The organism is Gordonia sp. YY1, from assembly GCF_009872315.1.
Classification (GTDB): Bacteria; Actinomycetota; Actinomycetes; order Mycobacteriales; family Mycobacteriaceae; genus Gordonia; species Gordonia amicalis.
Map to the genome: position 1 here is coordinate 166,476 of NZ_WXYI01000007.1, position 18,086 is coordinate 184,561.

17 protein-coding genes are annotated in these 18,086 nt (G+C 67.6%); 10 read left to right on the forward strand and 7 right to left on the reverse strand.

Annotation, left to right across the window (positions count from 1 at the left end):
* Window positions 1-9: 9 nt before the first annotated feature.
* Together BPODLACK_RS11950 and BPODLACK_RS11955 are read right to left on the reverse strand one after the other, a co-directional pair.
* A complete protein-coding gene (locus BPODLACK_RS11950) occupies window positions 10-822 on the reverse strand; it encodes an SWIM zinc finger family protein (RefSeq protein ID WP_159405376.1) in 813 nt (270 codons plus the stop codon).
* Window positions 819-3,815, reverse strand: coding sequence for a DEAD/DEAH box helicase (locus BPODLACK_RS11955; RefSeq protein WP_159405377.1), 2,997 nt, complete (start codon window positions 3,813-3,815; stop codon window positions 819-821). Before BPODLACK_RS11955 ends, BPODLACK_RS11950 begins: the two co-directional genes overlap by 4 nt.
* Window positions 3,816-3,941: 126 nt before the next feature.
* Between BPODLACK_RS11955 and BPODLACK_RS23325 the strand changes: the two genes are divergently transcribed.
* Window positions 3,942-4,106: a hypothetical protein gene (locus BPODLACK_RS23325; protein WP_191834455.1), complete on the forward strand. Its 165-nt coding sequence runs from the start codon at window positions 3,942-3,944 to the stop codon at window positions 4,104-4,106.
* Window positions 4,107-4,167: 61 nt separating this feature from the next.
* Here BPODLACK_RS23325 and BPODLACK_RS11960 read toward each other — a convergent pair whose 3' ends face one another.
* The gene (locus BPODLACK_RS11960) at window positions 4,168-4,656 is read right to left on the reverse strand and encodes a beta-class carbonic anhydrase (RefSeq protein ID WP_159405378.1); all 489 of its coding nucleotides are present in this window, start codon (window positions 4,654-4,656) and stop codon (window positions 4,168-4,170) included.
* A 151-nt stretch (window positions 4,657-4,807) separates the two neighbouring features.
* Window positions 4,808-5,782: an ABC transporter substrate-binding protein gene (locus tag BPODLACK_RS11965; RefSeq protein WP_159405407.1), complete on the reverse strand. Its 975-nt coding sequence runs from the start codon at window positions 5,780-5,782 to the stop codon at window positions 4,808-4,810.
* 334 nt (window positions 5,783-6,116) lie between these two features.
* On the opposite strand from BPODLACK_RS11965, the gene ctaD reads away from it, so the two are divergent.
* The 6 genes from ctaD to BPODLACK_RS11995 all read left to right on the forward strand — a co-directional run bounded on the left by ctaD (window position 6,117) and on the right by BPODLACK_RS11995 (window position 12,297).
* A complete protein-coding gene (gene ctaD, locus BPODLACK_RS11970) occupies window positions 6,117-7,901 on the forward strand; it encodes an aa3-type cytochrome oxidase subunit I (RefSeq protein ID WP_024500564.1) in 1,785 nt (594 codons plus the stop codon).
* Between the two features lie 3 nt (window positions 7,902-7,904).
* Window positions 7,905-9,146: a phosphoserine phosphatase SerB gene (gene serB / locus BPODLACK_RS11975; protein ID WP_159405379.1), complete on the forward strand. Its 1,242-nt coding sequence runs from the start codon at window positions 7,905-7,907 to the stop codon at window positions 9,144-9,146.
* 104 nt (window positions 9,147-9,250) lie between these two features.
* Complete coding sequence (locus BPODLACK_RS11980) at window positions 9,251-9,631, forward strand: VOC family protein (protein ID WP_006436033.1); 381 nt, start codon at window positions 9,251-9,253, stop codon at window positions 9,629-9,631.
* Between the two features lie 3 nt (window positions 9,632-9,634).
* Window positions 9,635-10,468 carry an aminoacyl-tRNA hydrolase gene (locus BPODLACK_RS11985; RefSeq protein ID WP_024500562.1) on the forward strand — a complete coding sequence of 278 codons (834 nt, stop codon included), beginning with the start codon at window positions 9,635-9,637 and terminating at the stop codon, window positions 10,466-10,468.
* Window positions 10,465-10,914 (forward strand): cupin domain-containing protein, encoded by a 450-nt coding sequence (locus tag BPODLACK_RS11990; RefSeq protein ID WP_159405380.1) that lies wholly within the window; start codon window positions 10,465-10,467, stop codon window positions 10,912-10,914. Before BPODLACK_RS11985 ends, BPODLACK_RS11990 begins: the two co-directional genes overlap by 4 nt.
* A 216-nt stretch (window positions 10,915-11,130) precedes the next feature.
* A complete protein-coding gene (locus BPODLACK_RS11995) occupies window positions 11,131-12,297 on the forward strand; it encodes a hypothetical protein (RefSeq protein ID WP_159405381.1) in 1,167 nt (388 codons plus the stop codon).
* A gap of 60 nt (window positions 12,298-12,357) precedes the next feature.
* On the opposite strand, the gene BPODLACK_RS12000 is transcribed toward BPODLACK_RS11995, so the two are convergent.
* Together BPODLACK_RS12000 and BPODLACK_RS12005 are read right to left on the reverse strand one after the other, a co-directional pair.
* A complete protein-coding gene (locus tag BPODLACK_RS12000; RefSeq protein WP_159405382.1) occupies window positions 12,358-13,245 on the reverse strand; it encodes a tyrosine-protein phosphatase in 888 nt (295 codons plus the stop codon).
* Between the two features lie 92 nt (window positions 13,246-13,337).
* A complete protein-coding gene (locus BPODLACK_RS12005) occupies window positions 13,338-14,342 on the reverse strand; it encodes an LLM class flavin-dependent oxidoreductase (protein WP_159405383.1) in 1,005 nt (334 codons plus the stop codon).
* A gap of 103 nt (window positions 14,343-14,445) precedes the next feature.
* On the opposite strand from BPODLACK_RS12005, the gene BPODLACK_RS12010 reads away from it, so the two are divergent.
* Window positions 14,446-15,282 (forward strand): ABC transporter ATP-binding protein, encoded by an 837-nt coding sequence (locus BPODLACK_RS12010; protein WP_006436038.1) that lies wholly within the window; start codon window positions 14,446-14,448, stop codon window positions 15,280-15,282.
* Window positions 15,279-16,103, forward strand: a complete 825-nt coding sequence (locus BPODLACK_RS12015; RefSeq protein WP_159405384.1) for an NUDIX hydrolase — start codon at window positions 15,279-15,281, stop codon at window positions 16,101-16,103. The genes BPODLACK_RS12010 and BPODLACK_RS12015 overlap by 4 nt, the downstream gene beginning before the upstream one ends.
* Window positions 16,104-16,107: 4 nt before the next feature.
* Here BPODLACK_RS12015 and ligD read toward each other — a convergent pair whose 3' ends face one another.
* A complete protein-coding gene (gene ligD / locus BPODLACK_RS12020; RefSeq protein WP_159405385.1) occupies window positions 16,108-17,094 on the reverse strand; it encodes a non-homologous end-joining DNA ligase in 987 nt (328 codons plus the stop codon).
* Window positions 17,095-17,180: 86 nt separating this feature from the next.
* On the opposite strand from ligD, the gene BPODLACK_RS12025 reads away from it, so the two are divergent.
* A complete protein-coding gene (locus BPODLACK_RS12025; RefSeq protein ID WP_006436041.1) occupies window positions 17,181-17,969 on the forward strand; it encodes an enoyl-CoA hydratase-related protein in 789 nt (262 codons plus the stop codon).
* Window positions 17,970-18,086 lie beyond the last annotated feature (117 nt).

Consider the following 18,086-nt stretch of genomic DNA (forward strand, 5'->3'; position numbering starts at 1 on the left):
GGTTTCGGGCTATGAATCTGTGGCGGTCAGGCGGTCGTAGAGATCGCCGAGTTCGTCGATCGCCTCGGCGATGTCGGCCGGCGCCACGCCGGTGGCACGCAGCGCGGCGCGCAGGTCCGAGCCGTCGAGCGCGATGAGGGGATTCATCGGTGGGACCGAGGGCAGCGGCGGCCGCGTCGACGCGGTGCCGTAGAAGTCGTCGGGCCGCAGCGTTCCCGACGATGAGTCGTCGTCGGCGGCGACGGGGGAGGGCGCGGGGCGCGAGTCGATCTCGGTGAGCAGGTCGCGCAGGTCGGTACCCATCACGGTCAACAGCGTCAGCGGCGACCTGTCGATCTCGGCGGCGATCTCATAACTGGTCACCAGGGCATGGACGCACCTCGGCGCCTCGTCCGGACAGGTGCAGTCGGTCGCGACGTCCGCCGATTCGGTGGGGACGAGCAGCTCACCGAGGATCGGTGGCTGCTCACCGCGGGTGAGTCGCATGAGTTCTTCGACGCCGCCGCGGTCACGGAGCAGACCGGCGAGAGTCGGGGTGTCGACGGTCCGGGTGGTGATGATGACGTCGAACGGTTCGAGTTGGGTGCCCTCCACCGATGCCGTCACCTGGCCTGCCCCGATCCGCAGACCACGTACATGCCGGTCGCGGAAGTACCTGCGCGCCTTGGTGACATGTCGGCTGTCGGCGACCGCTTCACCGTCGGCGCCACGGCCCTCGACCACGTCGACGAACGCTCGCGACCACGGGGTGAGGCCGTACCCGCGGACCGCGATGGTGCCCCGTTCGCCTTTACGCTGAGTGCCCTTCTTGCGCACGGTCATTCGCTCACCGCCTCGTCGCGGAGCCGGAACAGTTCGAAGAGTTCGTCATCGGCGAGATCGGACACCCAGTTCTCGCCGGCCGCGACGGTCAGCCGGGACAGTTCGCGCTTCTTGGCGATCATGTCGTCGATCCGTTCCTCGATGGTGCCGACGCAGACGAAGCGGTGCACCGAGACCTTCTGGTTCTGGCCGATGCGGTACGCGCGGTCGGTGGCCTGATCCTCGACCGCGGGATTCCACCAGCGGTCCACGTGGATGACGTGGTTGGCAGCGGTCAGATTGAGACCGGTGCCGCCGGCCTTGAGGGTCGCAAGCATCACCGGGGCGCCGTCGTCGGACTGGAAGTCGGCGACCAGACGATCGCGTTCGGTGCGGCCGAGACCACCGTGCAGCAGCGGGATCTCGGTGCCGAACTGTTCGCCGAGCCAGCCCGACAGCATCTCGCCGAAGGCCGCGAACTGGGTGAAGACGAGTGCGCGGTCGCCCTCGTCGGCGACGGTGGAGACGATGTCGGCCAGCAATTCGACCTTGCCCGAGCGGTGTTCGCCGTCGCGGACGAGGTCGGTGCCGTCGGCGAGGTAGTGCGCAGGGTGGTTGCACACCTGCTTGAGCCGGGTGAGTGCGGCCAGCACGTTGCGGCGGCGCAGCGTTCGCTGTTGTTTGTCGCGCAGTGCCTCCATGAGTTCGTCGATGACGGCACGGTAGAGCGCGGCCTGTTCGACGGTGAGGTTGGCGCGCACCGCGAAATCCGCTTTCTCCGGCAGGTCGGCGGCGATGGCCGGATCGGTTTTCTCGCGCCGCAGGATGAACGGCCGCGTGATCGCGGACAGGCGTCGGAGGGCGCCGGGGTCGCGGTCCCGCTCGATGGGTTCGGCGTAACGGGCCCGGAACACCGACGCGGACCCCAGGAGGCCGGGGTTAACCAGGTCGATCACCGCGCGCAGATCCTCGAGCCGGTTCTCCACAGGAGTACCGGTGAGCGCGAGGCGACGGTCGGCCGGGATCGTCCGTATCGCCTTGGAGGCAATGGTGTTCACGTTCTTGAGGTGCTGGGCCTCGTCGACGACGATGCGGTGCCACGGATGTGCAGAGAGCAGCTCGAGGTCGCGGCCCGCGATCGCGAACGTCGTGATGACCACGTCGACGGAGTCGCGGATGCCGGTGAAGGTGGCGCCCGATGCCCGCGAAGGACCGTGATGGATGGCCACCCGAAGGGTCGGCGCGAAGCGCGCGAACTCACGAGACCAGTTGCCGACCAATGACATCGGGCAGACCACGAGGGTCGGCCCGGGTGTCTCGGCATCGTCGGCGACGACGCTGCGTTCGTGACACTCGAGCGCGATCACCTGCAGGGTCTTGCCCAGACCCATGTCGTCGGCGAGCACACCTCCGACGCCGAGGTCCGACAGGTGCGCCAACCAGTCCAGGCCGCGCTGCTGGTAGGGACGCAGGATCGCTTCCAGATCGGCTGGGGGCGTGACGGGTTCGGGTCGGATGACACCGCCCTCGGCGACATCGTCGAGCCACGAGAGTCCTTCGACCCGGGTGACGGGCACCGGGAGTCTGTCGGACTCGCCGGTCACGAGTCCGAACAGTTCGCCGAAGTCGGCAGGTGGCGCAGATGCGGCGAGCGCACGCTGGGTCGCGACGAAGGCGGCGGCACGCGTCAACGCCGAACCCTCCGCGCGGACCCACACGCCGCGGACCCGCACCAGATCACCCTTCTGGCCGGACAAGTCGTCGAGATCCGCATCGGTCAGGGTGATGGCGTCGGGCGAATCTCCCAGTGCCAGTCGCCATTCGAATTCGCGGATCTCGCGGAGTCCGACCATCGCCGCCGGTGCGCCACCGCCGGGCGGCGCCAGTGCACGCAGCGTGAGGCTCGGCCGGACCTCGGCGATGGTGCGGGGAAGCAGCACCGGAATCCCGGCGGCGCCCAGGGCTGCAGCGCCGGTGGCGAACAGTTCGGCGGCGACGTCGGTGGGCAACAGGAAGTCGAGGGAGCCGCGGTCCGGGTCGGCTCGATCGAGTTCGGGGAACTCCCGTACCGCGGCGGCCAGTGCCGTGGTCAGCTCGTCGAGTTCGTGGGCGTCCAGGCGATGGGGTGCGACCGGCTCGATCTGACCGTCGATGCTGCGGCGGCAGACCTCCAGCCGCCATCGCGAGGCGTCGGCGACCTCGTCGCGGGTCGGCAGGTCGAACGTCTCGTCCTCCCACGCATCGTCCCAGTGACTGTCGGTGAGGTCGTCGTACTCGGGCTCGTGGAGACGGAAGATGAGTGACTGGTCGTCCCGTGGCACGCCGGCATTCCATCGGGACCAGCTCCCGGCGGCGGCCGAGAGTCGTTCGGGGGAGCAGGGCGGACCGACGTCGGTCCCGGGTAGGAGTGCACGGACGACCGGCGACGCCGGACGAGGTTCACCGAGCCGGGGGATCGAGCGGGCGATCGTGGTACGGCACTCGTGATCGACGAGCTCGGCGAGGAAATCGTCGAGCGCGGCGTGGGAGCCGTTGTGCAGCAGTGCATCCGGCGCGCTACCGAGCACGACGGCGTGCCAGCTGCGCCACGTGGGCGTCGGGATGGCGACCCAGCGGAGCAACCATTCCCCGGCGACCTGCTCGGCCGACGGCGCGACCGCACCCGCGGTGACGAAGGTGCGCACGCCGTCCAAGAGGTATCGGTACCACCGGACGTCGCCCGGGACCGTCACCGACCTCGACGCATCGAGCAGTGACACCGCCGAGGTCAGACCGAGTGTCGCCGCCCGGACGAATCGTCGCCGGTTGCCGTCGTCGACGATCGGGATCTCGCTGCGGAACCGGCGGCCGGACACGGCGTCGCGAAGCGACTCGGGAAGGTCGGCCGGTTCGCCATCGATCCACACGGCCATACCGACACCGGGCCGCCACAGGACGTGGAGGGGTGCGAGGGAACGGGGGGACGAGGCGGAGTCCGGCGGAGTCGGCCCACTGAGCTGCGGTTCTGATGGCATCGAGGATCGCCCGCCAGTCTAACGACGACCCACGACAGTGCCGGTTTCCGCATCGTTCGGCGGGGGTATGGACGAGAACTGGAGATCCGGCGCAGAGGTATCCGGCCGTGGCACGAGGAGGACGCGATGGGGCAGTCGAAGGACAGCAGGAAGTCCGAACACGAGGCGGGCACCGCCGAGGTGCGCCAGGACCCGCCGGGGCCGAAGGACCACGGACGCGAGGGCGGTATGGCGACCAGGGAGAACGCCCCGGACGCGGTTCAGCGCTCGGACGACTCCGCGGAGGACTGATCGCAGACGAACTGACCGGGTATGCGGCTCGAGCGCGTACCCGGTCAGTTGTGTCAGAAGGTCAGGAAACCTCGCGCAGCAGACCCGTCGCGACGTCGAAGACGAATCCGCGCAGCGAACTCGTCTTGGTGATGAACGGGCTGTTCTTGATACGGGTGAGTGACTGGCGGACGTCCTCGTCGATGTCGGTGAACGACTCGGCGGCCCACTCCGGCTTCTGGCCGATCTCGGTCTGGATCTCCCGCTTGAACTCGTCGTCGGTAAAGGTCAGCATGCCGCAGTCGGTGTGGTGGATGAGGATGATCTCGGTGGTGCCGAGCAGTCGCTGACTGATCGCGAGGGAGCGGATCTCGTCGTGGGTGATGACGCCGCCGGCGTTGCGGATGACGTGGGCTTCGCCTTCGTTGATGCCGAGGACGCGGTAGACGTCGAGGCGGGCATCCATGCAGGCGACCACCGCGACGTGCTTGCTCGGCGGCAGCGGCAGGGGCCCGGTGAAGGTCTTGGCGTATTCGGCGTTGTTCGCCAGGTACTGATCGGTGACACTCATGCGTCAACAGTGATGGGTTGCGGCGCCACGGGCGAGGGTTTCACCTGGCCTGATCGAAACGGTGGACTCGGTCGACAGTGTCCTCGTCGCAGAATGCGTGGTCAGTGCCGGAAAAGGGCACTCACGACGCACTCTCGCGGCCGGGCGTGACTCACGAGTTCCCGTCGAGCGAACCCTTCACGTCGTTGAGGACCAGCCACGCGGCGGCCAGGCCCGACGAGTCGTACCAGACGGCGTCGTCGACGGCCAGGACGCGCTTCCACATGGAGGCGCCCAGATTCAGCCACTCGTCGCTCAGCAGGACCTCTTCGCCGTGCTTCCGACCCTGCTCGCCCTCGAAGCTCACATAGATGAGGTCGCCCTCGGCCGCGCGGAAGTTCGCGTCGTCGACGGGGAACGAATCGGGGACGCGCTGCGGGCCGGGTCGCTGGACACCGATCTCGCCGAGGATCTGCCCGGCGAAGGTGTCCATGCCGGCGATGGTCTCGGAGTCGTCGCCGAACCGGACCAGCGACACCTGGGTGTGCGAGGCGTCCATGCGCCGGCCGGTCTTGGTGGCCTCGGTGGTGAACTCGGCGAGCCGCTGACGGCCCGCCTCGCTGCGGTTCACCGCGTCGGCGACTGCTCGGAACTGCTCCTGCCAGTCGCCGGCCGGGATCGTCACGGAACGCACTGCACCGAAGGGTTTCGACGACGGGGCGGTCCCGGGAGTGGTGAGGACGAGGTCGGCGTCGGCCTTCGACACCGCTGCGGCGTCCGGGGTTGTCCCGATCGCCGGCACGGACGTCAGCTGCGGTCCCAGATAGGCGGGCACCGAACCGGGTGCCGCGGTCACCGCCGTCACCTTGTCGCCGATACCGAGCGCGCACAGCGCGTCCAGGAGCGCCGGATCGGTCACGACGATGCGGGCGGCGTCGGTCGTCCCGGCGTCGGCCGCCGTGGGGGCGAGACATGTCTTCGAGAAGTCGCGGTCGGCGGAGACGATGTTGACCTCCGCGACGCGTGTCACGGTGGTCGAGATGGGGGAGCCGTCGGGAGTGGTCAGCGGTTCGTCGCCGGAACAGGCGGCCGACGCGAGGGCGACCACACCGAGAAGGGCTGCCCAGACCGGTCGGCGACCCCGAATACGACGAACACGTACATCCGTGGCACCGTTACCCCTGCTCTGCACCCGCCCAACCTAGCATCGGCCCACTCGGGTCGAGCGTAGGCTCGGATGGGGCCGCGAGACCGTCGGCCGCCGACGCCGCCCAGGCTGTCCGGAACGCCTGGCGCGTCGTACGGAAATGGGTTTGAGCACGGCCGATGTGGTGTGTCGGGCGTCGAATACGACAGATCGTAGGACCCGCTCGGCTCGGGCGCCGGTGAGGGTTTAGGATCAGTATTCAGCGCTCGGTTTGTTCATGTGCCGACCGACGTCCGAAGGGGTTCGGCGTCGCGCTCGGGCAAGAGGAGGATCTGTGACCGCGGTAGACCAACCCACCACGCAAGTGGCTCCAGTGCGTCCGTTCCCGGAGCGCTATCAGCCCAAGGGTTCGTTCATCTACAAGCTGCTGACCACGACCGATCACAAGTTGATCGGCATGATGTACATCTCTGCATGTTTTGCGTTCTTCCTCATCGGTGGCCTCATGGCGCTGCTGATGCGTGGCGAGCTCGCACAGCCGGGCATGCAGTTCTTGTCGACAGAGCAGTTCAACCAGCTCTTCACGATGCACGGCACCGTGATGCTGCTGATGTATGCGACCCCGATCGTCATCGGCTTCGCCAACTTCGTGTTGCCGCTGCAGATCGGTTCGCCTGACGTCGCCTTCCCGCGACTCAACGCGCTCGGGTTCTGGCTGTTCGTGTTCGGTTCGACCATCGCCCTTGCCGGCTTCATCACCCCGGGTGGTGCTGCCGACTTCGGTTGGACGGCGTACACCCCGCTGACCGACGCGGTCCACAGCCCGGGCCTCGGCGCCGACCTGTGGATCATGGGTCTGGGTGTGTCCGGTCTGGGTACCATCCTCGGTGCCGTCAACATGATCACCACGGTGGTCTGTCTCCGTGCCCCCGGTATGACCATGTTCCGGATGCCGATCTTCACCTGGAACATCCTGGTGACCAGCGTGCTCATCCTGCTGATCTTCCCGCTGCTGACCGCCGCCCTGATGGGCCTCGAGGTCGACCGCCAGTTCGGTGCCCACATCTACGACCCGGCCAACGGCGGCGTGATCCTGTGGCAGCACCTGTTCTGGTTCTTCGGACACCCCGAGGTGTACGTCATCGCGCTGCCGTTCTTCGGCATCGTCTCGGAGGTCTTCCCGGTCTTCTCGCGTAAGCCGATCTTCGGTTACTCGGGCCTGATCTACGCGACCCTGGCCATCGCCGCCCTGTCGGCGGCCGTGTGGGCGCACCACATGTACGTCACCGGCGCCGTGCTGCTGCCGTTCTTCTCCTTCATGACGTTCTTGATCGCGGTTCCGACCGGCGTGAAGTTCTTCAACTGGGTGGGAACGATGTGGCGAGGTCACATAACGTTCGAAGCGCCGATGCTGTTCGCGGTCGGCTTCATCGTGACCTTCCTCTTCGGTGGTCTGACCGGTGTTCTGCTCGCGAGCCCGCCGCTGGACTTCCACCTCTCCGACACCTACTTCGTGGTCGCCCACTTCCACTACGTGCTCTTCGGCACCATCGTGTTCGCCACCTACTCGGGTATCTACTTCTGGTTCCCGAAGATGACCGGACGCATGCTCGACGAGCGCCTGGGCAAGATCCACTTCTGGCTGACGTTCATCGGTTTCCACATGACGTTCCTGGTGCAGCACTGGCTGGGCAACGAGGGCATGCCGCGTCGTTACGCCGACTACCTGCCGTCGGATGGCTTCACGACGCTGAACGCCATCTCGACCGTGGGCGCGTTCATCCTCGGCCTGTCGACCCTGCCGTTCCTGTGGAACGTGTTCCGCAGCTACCGCTACGGCGAGGTCGTGACCGTCGACGATCCGTGGGGCTTCGGCAACTCGCTGGAGTGGGCGACCTCGTCGCCGCCGCCGCGCCACAACTTCACCGAGCTGCCCCGCATCCGTTCGGAGCGTCCGGCCTTCGAGCTGCACTACCCGCACATGATCGAGCGGATGCGTGCCGAGGCTCACGTCGGTCCGGGTCACGACGCGGGCAAGGATCGCCAGATGGAGGAGGCTCGTCGCGAGCCGTTCACCGTCGGATCGCACGAGGGGTCGCCGGATCCCGATCCGCGCTGACCGGTGAGCAAAGACTCAACAGGCAGTACCGGCACGACCGTTCTCTTCACTGTCACCGGTCCCGACCGGCCAGGTGTCACCTCCGTTCTGATGGGTGCCCTGGCCGGTCAGGCCGTAGCACTGCTCGACGTCGAGCAGGTGGTCATCCGCGGTCAGCTGACGCTCGGCGTTCTCGTCTCGGCAACCAGGGACCCTGAAGGTCTCCAAGAGGTCGTCGAACAGGCCATGGCCTCCATCGGGTTCGATGTCCGCGTGGAGATCGGTGTCGGAGCCGGCAAGAGCTCGCCGTCTTCGCACGCGGTCGTCATCCTGGGCAGCCCGGTCACGGCCACCGCGTTCAGCGCGGTCGCCGCGAAACTGGCGAGCCAGGGTGGCAACATCGATTCGATCCGTGGCATCGCCGACTACCCGCTCACCGGCCTCGAACTGATGGTCAGCGTCGCGGGCCGGGGCGGGGTCGCTGCCGACGCCGCGCTGCGTAAGGGACTGGCCGAAGTCGCGGCCAGGCACTCGGTGGACATCGCCGTCGAACGGGGCGGTCTCGCCCGACGCGCCAAGCGCCTCATCGTCTTCGACGTCGACTCCACGCTCATCCAGGGCGAGGTCATCGAAATGCTGGCCGCACATGCCGGCCGCGAGCCCGAGGTCGCCGCGGTGACCGAAGCTGCGATGCGCGGTGAACTGGACTTCGCTCAGTCGCTCCACGAACGGGTCAAGGCATTGGCCGGTCTCGACGCGAGTGTCCTCGACGACGTTGCCAAATCGCTGGAGCTCACCCCGGGCGCGCGGACCACGATCCGGACGTTGCATCGTCTCGGGTTCCATTGTGGCCTCGTCTCCGGTGGCTTCCGGCAGGTCATCGACGGTCTGGCACACGAACTCGAGCTCGACTTCGTGCGTGCCAACACGTTGGAGATCGTCGACGGCAAACTGACCGGCCGCGTGATCGGCGAGGTCGTCGACCGGATGGGCAAGGCGCAGGCGCTGCGCTCGTTCGCCGACCAGGTCGGCGTGCCGATGGAGCAGACGATCGCGGTCGGTGACGGTGCCAACGACATCGACATGCTCAGCGTCGCCGGACTCGGCATCGCCTTCAACGCCAAGCCCGCGTTGCGAGAGGTCGCCGACGCGACGCTCAACCACCCGTTCCTCGACGCCGTGCTGTTCATCCTCGGGGTGTCACGCGACGAGATCGAGGCCGCGGACGCCGCCGACGGTGTGTACCGACGGGTCCCGCTGGGCTGAGATCGGGTCTCGAGGGGCCCGATCCGTCGGGTTCGTTCAAGGCGGGGGTCCAGATGGCGAGAGACGATGGAGATCCATTCGTTCCTGCCGTGAAAGGACCTCCGATGACCATCTCGACGAGTGTCGCGAAGCTCGCCATGATCTCCCTCGACTGCGCCGATGCCGGTGCGTCGGCAGCCTTCTGGTCCGAGGTGCTCGGCTGGAAGATCGGCGCATCGGGCGAGGGGTACGCCATGATCGTCGGTGACGGTCCCGCCGTCGGCTTCGGCACGGTGCCCGACTATGTTGCCCCGGCGTGGCCGAATGAGCACGGCTCCAAGCAGTTCCACTTCGACCTTGCCGTCGACGATCTCGACGCCGCCCAGACGCGCTGCGTGGAACTCGGCGCCACCGTACCGTCGGAACAACCGGGGGAGACGTGGCGTGTGCTGCTCGACCCCGCCGGACATCCGTTCTGTCTGACGAAAGCCGAGAACTGGGGATGATGCGTGACCGATGACCTGACACCGACAGCCGAACGGTCGCCGTCCGAGGAGGTCGACGATCGGCCGGTGCCCCTCCCGGTGGTGCCGGAAGCGATCGTCGCCGACCACCGACGTCTCGTCGGGTACGTCGGCGGCGGTGAGGATCCCGAGGATCCCGCCGATGTGCTGGCGATGGCGATGGTGCTGCGCATCGAGAAGAACGACCCGCCGAATCGCACCGATCTGCTGGCCGCAGCTGCGCGGGCCGTCGCGCTGCTGTGCCTGGACCACCGCGCCGCCGGCGACGGACCGTGGGCATCGGCGATGGACGACTGGTGCAACGCCCGGATTCGCAAGATCGCCCGGCGCGCCCGTGGAGCGCAATGGGCTGCGGCGCAAGAGGTGTGGGGTGTCACCGCGACCGAAGGCGACGCCGAGGCGCGCGCTTTCGTGCCCGGTCGTGTCGGCGATCTCGACCGCCGGGTCAAGAAACTGCAGATCGGCGGGACCGAGGTCGACGGCGACATCCCCACCGAGGCGCCGGAACACGGTGTGGTGCTGTGGACCAACCCCGGCCTGGACATGACGGTCGGCAAGCTCGCCGCGCAGGTCGGGCACGCGTCGATGCTCGCCGCCAAGCTGTTGACCGCCGACGAGGCGATCCGGTGGCGGCTCGACGAATGCCGGCTGGCGGTGCGTCGGGCCACGCCCGAACGATGGCGAGAACTGCTCGACGCCGATGCCGCCGGAACCGCGGTGGCGGTCCGCGATGCCGGGTTCACCGAGATAGCGCCCGGTTCGGTCACCGTCATCGCCGAGGTCATCGGAGACCTGATCACGAGACAGGGGAGCAGATGAGCGCGACGGAGCTGCCGGACTGGGCGAAAAGCCTTGACCTTCAGCCACACCCGGAGGGCGGCTGGTATCGCCAGACCTGGCGGAGCGAGGTCGGCCTGCCGCAGGAGGTGCTGCCGGCCGGTTACACCGGTGACCGGGCCGCCGGGACCGCCATCTACTTCGTCCTGATGCCCGGCGAACAGTCCGCGTGGCACACCGTTCGCGGGACGGAGATCTGGCTGCACCACCGCGGGGCGCCCGTGCAACTCGACCTCGGCGGAGACGACGATGCGCCGGGTGATCCGACCCCGCTCATGGTCGGACCCGACATCGCCGCCGGACATCAGCCGCAGGCGCTGGTCCCTCCGGGCGTGTGGCAACGGGCGCGGCCGATCGGGGACGAGGCGGCGCTGGTCAGCTGCATCGTGGTGCCCGGATTCGACTTCGCGGACTTCCGGCTGGCTTGAAACAGACTGTCACGCCGTGAGTGTGGCTTCAGCGCCGTAGGGGCAGCGGACGATGTCGGGATGCGGGCCCATCAGGTCGTCGAACGTGCCGACGGGACAGGTCCCCGCCTGGCTGTCCATGTCACCACGAACTCCTCGAAATAGGTGAGGGATAAAAAATCCATGCCTAGACTATTCTGATGGACCGGTGATGTTCATCAGACGAGGAGGAAATTCGTGCTGAGTCCCTACGACGAACTGCCCGTGCATCAGACGTCGCAACCGTTGTCGGTGGTGAGTGACACCAACACCGGCTTCGACGACGGGTACTACTTCGGTGCATTCTCCGCGGAGGCGAAGACCTTCTGTTTCCAGGGTCTGCGCATCTCTCCGAACACGGATCTGATCGGGGGGTATGTCGGTCTGAACCGGGATGGCCTCCAGCGCACCGTGCGATTCAGTCGCACGTGGCGGGAGAAGTGTGAACTCGAGGTCGGGCCGTATCGCATCACCGTGGTGGAGCCATACCGCCACATCCGGTTGGAGCTCGCGCCGAACGAATCCGGTCTGTCGTGTTCGCTCGACTGGTTCGGTATGTCGCCGGCCTATCTCGAGGCGCATCACCTCGCGACCAATCGGGGCCGCCCGACCACCGACCAGTCCCGCTACTCGCAGCCGGGAACGGTGGAGGGGTGGATCGAACTCGACGGTGAACGGATCGAGGTGGGTGGCCCGAATTGGTATGGGAGCCGCGATCACTCATGGGGTGTCTATTTCGAGCGCCCACCCATCGCCCCGAATCCGCAGCTCCTTCCTCCTCCCGCGCCGGAAGGTGTTCCGCGATCGCTGCGGTTCTGGACGCTGTTCGGGTCGGAGGATCTCTCCGGTTTCTACGCCATCCACGAGGACGCCCGGGGGCGTCAGGTGCCCATGAACGACACTTTCGGAACCCCCTTCGAAGGCCGGCTCGTCGTCGGATGGGACCAGGAGACCTACGAGTTGGTCAGCGGGCGTTGTGAACTCGAGCTGGTGCCGGGTACCCGGCTCCTGCGGCGAGGTCGAGTGATCCTGCACGACGCCGACGACGGCGAGTGGGTGCAGGAAGTGGAACCTGCTTGCCCGCCGTGGATCACCTCGACGATCGGATACCAGGCCGGTTCCTGGAGGGACGGAGGCTCGATGCGGACCTACCACGGACCGGGGGTCTCGCTCGAGTGGGACGACGTGGACGCACGAGACCAGCCGTTCGACCATGTCCGCCATGACGGCGTCGTCCAGCGGGTTCTCATCGGGAAGGAATATCTGGTGCGCACCAGGACAATTGCCCCGGACGGGCGCGAGTGGTCGGGCGCGGGTCAGACCGAACTGTTCCTCGATGGCCCCTATGCGCCACTTGGCCTATAGGTCAACGGAGCCTCATGTCGATAGGTCATTACTGCCGATGAATCGACTTCAGTGGTGTGCTCACGCCGTGAGTTCCGCCTTGAGGGCATCGATGGTGTCGGGGGACAGGCCCAGCCCGCTGCGGGCGTACTCCTCCATCGATCCGTATTGTCGGTCGACCTCGTCGAGTCCGGCACCCAGCGCCTCCGGGAAGACCCCGGACACGACCCGTACCGCCTCGCCGGTCCCCGGTCCGGCTTTCGCCGCCGCGGCCGAGGCCGCCTTGTCGATCGACGCGGCGGAGTATTCGTTGGTGAGCAGGTAGTCACGCATCACGTCGGCGCGGTTCACCCCGACGAGGGTCTGGACAACCGCGGAGATCCAGCCCGTACGGTCCTTGCCCGACGTGCAGTGGAAGAGTTGAGGACCTTGGCCGGCGGCGATGTCGCGGATGGTGGCGGCGATCTCGGCTCGGTCGTCGGGGTCGGTGACGAAGTTCTTGTTCGCCAAGATCAGGAGACCGCGGGCTTCGTCGGCACTCCGCAGACTCGACAGGCCCATCGCGGCAGATCCCTGGTCGTCGCCGACGATGTTGTGTCGCACGTACGCCGCGCCGGTCGGGAGGACGTCGGGTTTGGCCTCGATCTCCAGGGTGGTCCGCAGGTCGTAGACCCGGCGGATGCCGAGTGCGGACAGCGAGGCCAGGTCGTGGTCGTCGGGTGTCAGCGCGTTCGATCGGTAGAGGACCCCGCGACGCATGTGGCCACGGTCGACGGGATAGCCGTCGCCCGCTCCTGCCACATCACGGAAGTTGTCGACAGAGGCGAGCCGCGGAGCCGGAGCCGGTGCAGCGACGCCGGACTGCGCGTCATGCTGCGGCGGACTCTGTGTCGCGCTGCAGCCGGCGACGAGACCGGCCGCGATTGCGATGGCGGCCAGGGTCTTCCATACCGTTCGTGTTGTTCTCACGGTCGGATCGTTCATCGGCCGAATGGACTGCGGACTGTTGTGCGGTGAACGGACAACCAACTGCCCGCGGCGAGCAGGTGACTCGTGGGCGCTCAGTCGAGCGTGGCGACCGGCGAAATCGCCGGGGCGAGGTGTCCGAGGGTGCTCAGCGACACGGCGCGACTGGGCGCCAGCGAGGCGACGATCAGCTCATCGGCGTCGGCGTGTCCGGCGAACCAGGTCAGGTACTTCCGCACCTCGTCGGGCGTCCCGACACCGGCGTAGGTGAGCATCTCGTCGATCTGCCGGCCCTGAGGCATCGAGAGCACGGCGTCGGCTTCCTCGTCGGTGAAGGTCCGGCCGCGACCGTAGAGCAACGAGACACGCTGGCGTCGGGCGATCTGCAGTTGCTCCTGAGCGACGTCCGGGTCGTCGTCGGCGATCACACCGACGCCGGCGATCACGTACGGTTCGGCGAGGACCTCCGACGGCCGGAACTCGCGGCGGTACAACTCAACTGCCTGAGTCAGTGCCTGCGGAGCGAAGTGCGACGCGAAGGCGTAGGGGAGTCCCAGAGCGGCGGCGAGCTGCGCACCGAAAAGGGACGAGCCCAGGATGTAGAGGGGCACATGGGTACCGGCGCCCGGCGTCGCGCGCACACCTTCGATACGTGACTCGTCGCCGAGGAACGCCTGCAGTTCGAGAACGTCATGCGGGAACCGCTCCGCCGACGCGTGCGTGCGACGGAGAGCCTGGAAGGTCTGCTGGTCGCTGCCCGGCGCGCGGCCGAGTCCGAGGTCGATGCGGCCGGGGTGGAGTTCGGCGAGCGTGCCGAACTGCTCGGCGATGGTGAGCGGGGCGTGGTTGGGCAGCATGACGCCGCCGGCACCCAGGCGGATGGACGAGGTGTGGGCGGCGATGTGCGCGATGAGCACCGCCGGCGCCGACGACGCGATAGCCGACATGTTGTGGTGTTCGGCGTACCAGATCCGCTTGTATCCCCACTTCTCCGCATGCTGCGCGAGATCGACACTGGCGGCGAGACTTTGCGCGACCGTTTCGTCGCGGCCGACGGTGGCGAGATCCAGGATGGACAGGGGAAGGCGTTGAGCGGTCACGTAGTCCCTCAACCCGGCGAACCGGTCCGAGTATTCCCGCGCCCGTCTCCGACACGGCTGATCCGAGCCGGTCGACTGCGCGGGCGTGAGGCAGGATGGGGGCGTGACCGAATCCGATCCCGACCTCTTGATCGACTTCCGCGACGTCGCGATAGTCCGCGGTGGCAAAACGCTTGTCGGCCCGCTGTCCTGGCAGGTCGAGCTGGACGAACGCTGGGTCATCATCGGCCCGAACGGTGCCGGGAAGACGACCCTGCTGCGCCTCGCCGGTGCGGAGCTCCACCCGACGTCGGGTACGGCTTTCGTGCTGAACGAGAAGCTCGGCCGGATCGAGATCCGGGAACTCGCGACTCGGATCGGCGTCGCCAGTCCCGCGCTCGTCGATCGTGTGCCCGACTCCGAGGTCGTCAGCGACGTCGTCATCTCGGCCGGTTACGCCGTGCTGGGTCGCTGGCGCGAGGCCTACGACGAGATGGATCGGGACCAGGCGGTCGAGTCGCTGGAGTCGATGGGCGCCGAGCATCTCGCCGAACGCACCTTCGGCACCCTGTCGGAGGGCGAACGCAAACGTGTGATCATCTCCCGTGCGCTCATGACCGACCCCGAGCTGCTGCTGCTCGACGAACCGGCCGCCGGTCTCGACCTCGGCGGGCGCGAGGAACTCGTCGATCGTCTCGCCACGCTTGCCGCCGACCCCGACGCTCCGGCCATCGTGCTGATCACCCATCATGTGGAGGAGATCCCGGAGGGGTTCACGCACGCGCTGATCCTGTCCGAGGGCGGCGTCGTCGCACAGGGCCTGCTCGAAGAGGTGCTGACCAGCGAGAACCTGACGGCCGCCTTCCGGCAGCAGATCATCCTCGACAAGGTCGACGGACGGTACTTCGCTCGACGTCGTCGCCGCGCGGGCGGTCACCGTCGAGCAGGAGGCAACCGATGACATCCACCGATCAGGGACCCGAGGTCGTGTCCGCACCGATCCGCGACGCCGCGACGGTGGTCCTGGTCCGGAACTCCGCCGACGGCATCGAGGTGTTCCTCCAGCGTCGGGTGAAGCAGATGGCGTTCGCCGGCGGCATGACCGTCTTCCCGGGCGGCGGCGTCGACAAGCGTGACGCCGGTGCCCACGTGGCCTGGACCGGTCCGGACGCGGCGTGGTGGGCCGACCGGTTCAACACCGATGACGAGCTGGCCCAGGCACTCGTCTGTGCGGCCGTCCGCGAGACCTTCGAAGAATGCGGCGTCCTGCTCGCGACCACCGCCGACGGTGTCTTCGCCGATCCGGGAGCACTCGCCGAGGATCGACAGCGGCTCGTCGAGAAGTCGCTGTCGTTCGCGGAGTTCCTCACCGCGCGGGGCCTCACCCTGCGCGCCGATCTGCTGAGTCCGCTCGCGCACTGGATCACCCCGGTCAACGAAAAGCGCCGCTACGACACCCGCTTCTTCCTCGCCGCCATGCCCGAAGGGCAGGAGGCCGATGCCGAGACCACCGAGGCCGAGGTGGCGCGCTGGGTCAACGCCCGAGTCGCGATCGACTCGTGGGCCGACGGCAAGCACTTCCTGATGCCGCCGACCTGGGCGCAGCTGCACTACGTCAGTGGCTTCGCGACCGTCGACGAACTGCTGGCCGCCGAGCGGGCCATCGAATGCATACTTCCCGACACCACCCCGGGTGCCGGTCTCTCCGGCCTCGGTTTCCCGGGCTCCGACGAGTACTTCCGCACGCTCGGCGACCAGACGCCGCCCGACATCACTCTCTGACGGATCACCGCTCGTCGAGGTCGACTGCCTCGACGGAGTCCTCGTCCTCGCCGATGTCCTCGCGATCAGCCCATTCGAGCAGCGTGTCGAGACGGTGGGCGACGTCGTCGATCTCGGCGTGTAGATCGCCGAGTTCGGCGAACCGTGCGGGCACGGTGGCGATCGTGAAGTCGTCGGGTGCGATGTCGTCGATCTCGTCCCAGCGCACCGGCGTCGACACCGTCGCGCGCTGGTTGCCGCGTACCGAATAGGCCGAGGCCATGGTGTGGTCGCGCGTGTTCTGGTTGTAATCCACGAAGACGGCGGCCGGGTCGCGGTCTTTGCGCCACCACTTCGTCGTCACGTCCTTCGGGGCCCGGCGTTCCACCTCGCGGGCGAAAGCGAGGGCGGCGCGCCGGACTTGCGGAAAGCCCCATTCCGGTGCGATCCGCACGTAGATGTGGAGACCGCGCCCGCCCGACGTCTTCGGGAAACCACGCATGCCGAGTTCGTCGAGAACCTCCGCGACCACGTGTGACACCCGCTGGATGCGCGAGAACGGGCAGTCGGGCATCGGATCGAGGTCGATGCGCCACTCGTCGGGGGATTCGGGGTCGGCGCGGCGCGAGTTCCAGGGATGGAACTCGACCGTCGACATCTGCACGGCCCAGATCACCGACGCCAGCTCGGTCACGCACAGTTCGTCGGCGGTCCGTCCGTAGCGGGGGAAGTAGATCTCGGTGGTCTCCAGCCAGTCGGGTGCGCCGGCCGGGACACGCTTCTGATGTACCTTGTTGCCGCTGACGCCCTTGGGGAAGCGGTGCAGCATGCAGGGGCGGTCGCGCAGCGCCCGCACGATGCCGTCACCCACCGACAGGTAATACTCCGCGAGGTCGCGTTTGGTCTCGCCGCGTTCGGTGAAATAGATGCGGTCCGGACTCGACAGGCGGACCGTTCGGTCGCCCACCTGCAGCTCGATCGGCTCACCTGCGGAACCCGCACCCTTCGCCATGCGCCCACTGTAAGGCGCAACCGCGCGTGAGCGCGGTTGTCCGGCCTGGGACACCGGGCCGACTTACCAGACGGTAGCCTTCGAGGATGCCTGAGTTCGTGACACTCGAGACGTCCGACGACCATCCCGGCGTGGGCACCATCCTCCTGGCCCGCCCGCCGATGAACGCGTTGAGCCGCCAGGTGCAGGCCGAACTGGCCGCAGCCGCCGAGGAGGCGACGCTGCGCGACGACATCAAGGCCGTCGTCGTCTACGGCGGCCCCAAGGTCCTCGCGGCCGGCGCCGACATCAAGGAGATGAACGACCTCACCTACGCCGAGATGAGCAAGGTCGCGGGTCGTCTGCAACGCGACCTGGGCGCCATCGCCTCGATCCCGAAGCCGACGGTCGCGGCCATCACCGGTTACGCACTGGGCGGCGGCCTCGAAGTCGCACTCGGAGCCGACCGCCGGATCGCCGGCGACAACGCGAAGCTCGGTGTGCCCGAGGTCCTGCTGGGCCTCATCCCCGGTGGTGGCGGCACGCAGCGTCTCGCGCGGCTCATCGGCCCGGCCAAGGCCAAGGACCTCATCTTCACGGGCCGTTTCGTCGGTGCCGAGGAAGCACTCGCCATCGGTCTCGTCGACGAGGTCGTCGCCCCCGACGAGGTGTACAACGCCGCCCTCGCCTGGGCGGGACAGTTCACCGACGCCGCGTCGGTTGCCATCGCCGCCGCCAAGAAGGCCGTCGACCAGGGCCTCGGCGTCGACCTCGACACCGGCCTCAAGATCGAGGAACAGCTCTTCGCCGCGCTGTTCGCCACCGACGACCGTGCCATCGGCATGAAGTCGTTCGTGGAGAACGGCCCCGGTAAGGCGAAGTTCACCGGGCGCTGAGCGGAGCGAACTCCATCGGGGCGCTGAGCGGAGCGAACTCCATCGGGGCGCTGAGCGAAGCGAACCTCACCGGGGCTGATCACCGGCCCACAACGACATCAGCAGTGACCGACCCAC

Excerpts from the sequence above, each read along its gene's own strand:
- BPODLACK_RS11950 (WP_159405376.1), bottom strand. The coding sequence starts at position 822 with ATGACCGTGCGCAAGAAGGGCACTCAGCGTAAAGGCGAACGGGGCACC.
- BPODLACK_RS11955 (WP_159405377.1), bottom strand. The coding sequence starts at position 3,815 with ATGCCATCAGAACCGCAGCTCAGTGGGCCGACTCCGCCGGACTCCGCC.
- BPODLACK_RS23325 (WP_191834455.1), top strand. The coding sequence starts at position 3,942 with ATGGGGCAGTCGAAGGACAGCAGGAAGTCCGAACACGAGGCGGGCACC.
- BPODLACK_RS11960 (WP_159405378.1), bottom strand. The coding sequence starts at position 4,656 with ATGAGTGTCACCGATCAGTACCTGGCGAACAACGCCGAATACGCCAAG.
- BPODLACK_RS11980 (WP_006436033.1), top strand. The coding sequence starts at position 9,251 with ATGACCATCTCGACGAGTGTCGCGAAGCTCGCCATGATCTCCCTCGAC.
- BPODLACK_RS11990 (WP_159405380.1), top strand. The coding sequence starts at position 10,465 with ATGAGCGCGACGGAGCTGCCGGACTGGGCGAAAAGCCTTGACCTTCAG.
- BPODLACK_RS12015 (WP_159405384.1), top strand. The coding sequence starts at position 15,279 with ATGACATCCACCGATCAGGGACCCGAGGTCGTGTCCGCACCGATCCGC.
- ligD (WP_159405385.1), bottom strand. The coding sequence starts at position 17,094 with ATGGCGAAGGGTGCGGGTTCCGCAGGTGAGCCGATCGAGCTGCAGGTG.
- BPODLACK_RS12025 (WP_006436041.1), top strand. The coding sequence starts at position 17,181 with ATGCCTGAGTTCGTGACACTCGAGACGTCCGACGACCATCCCGGCGTG.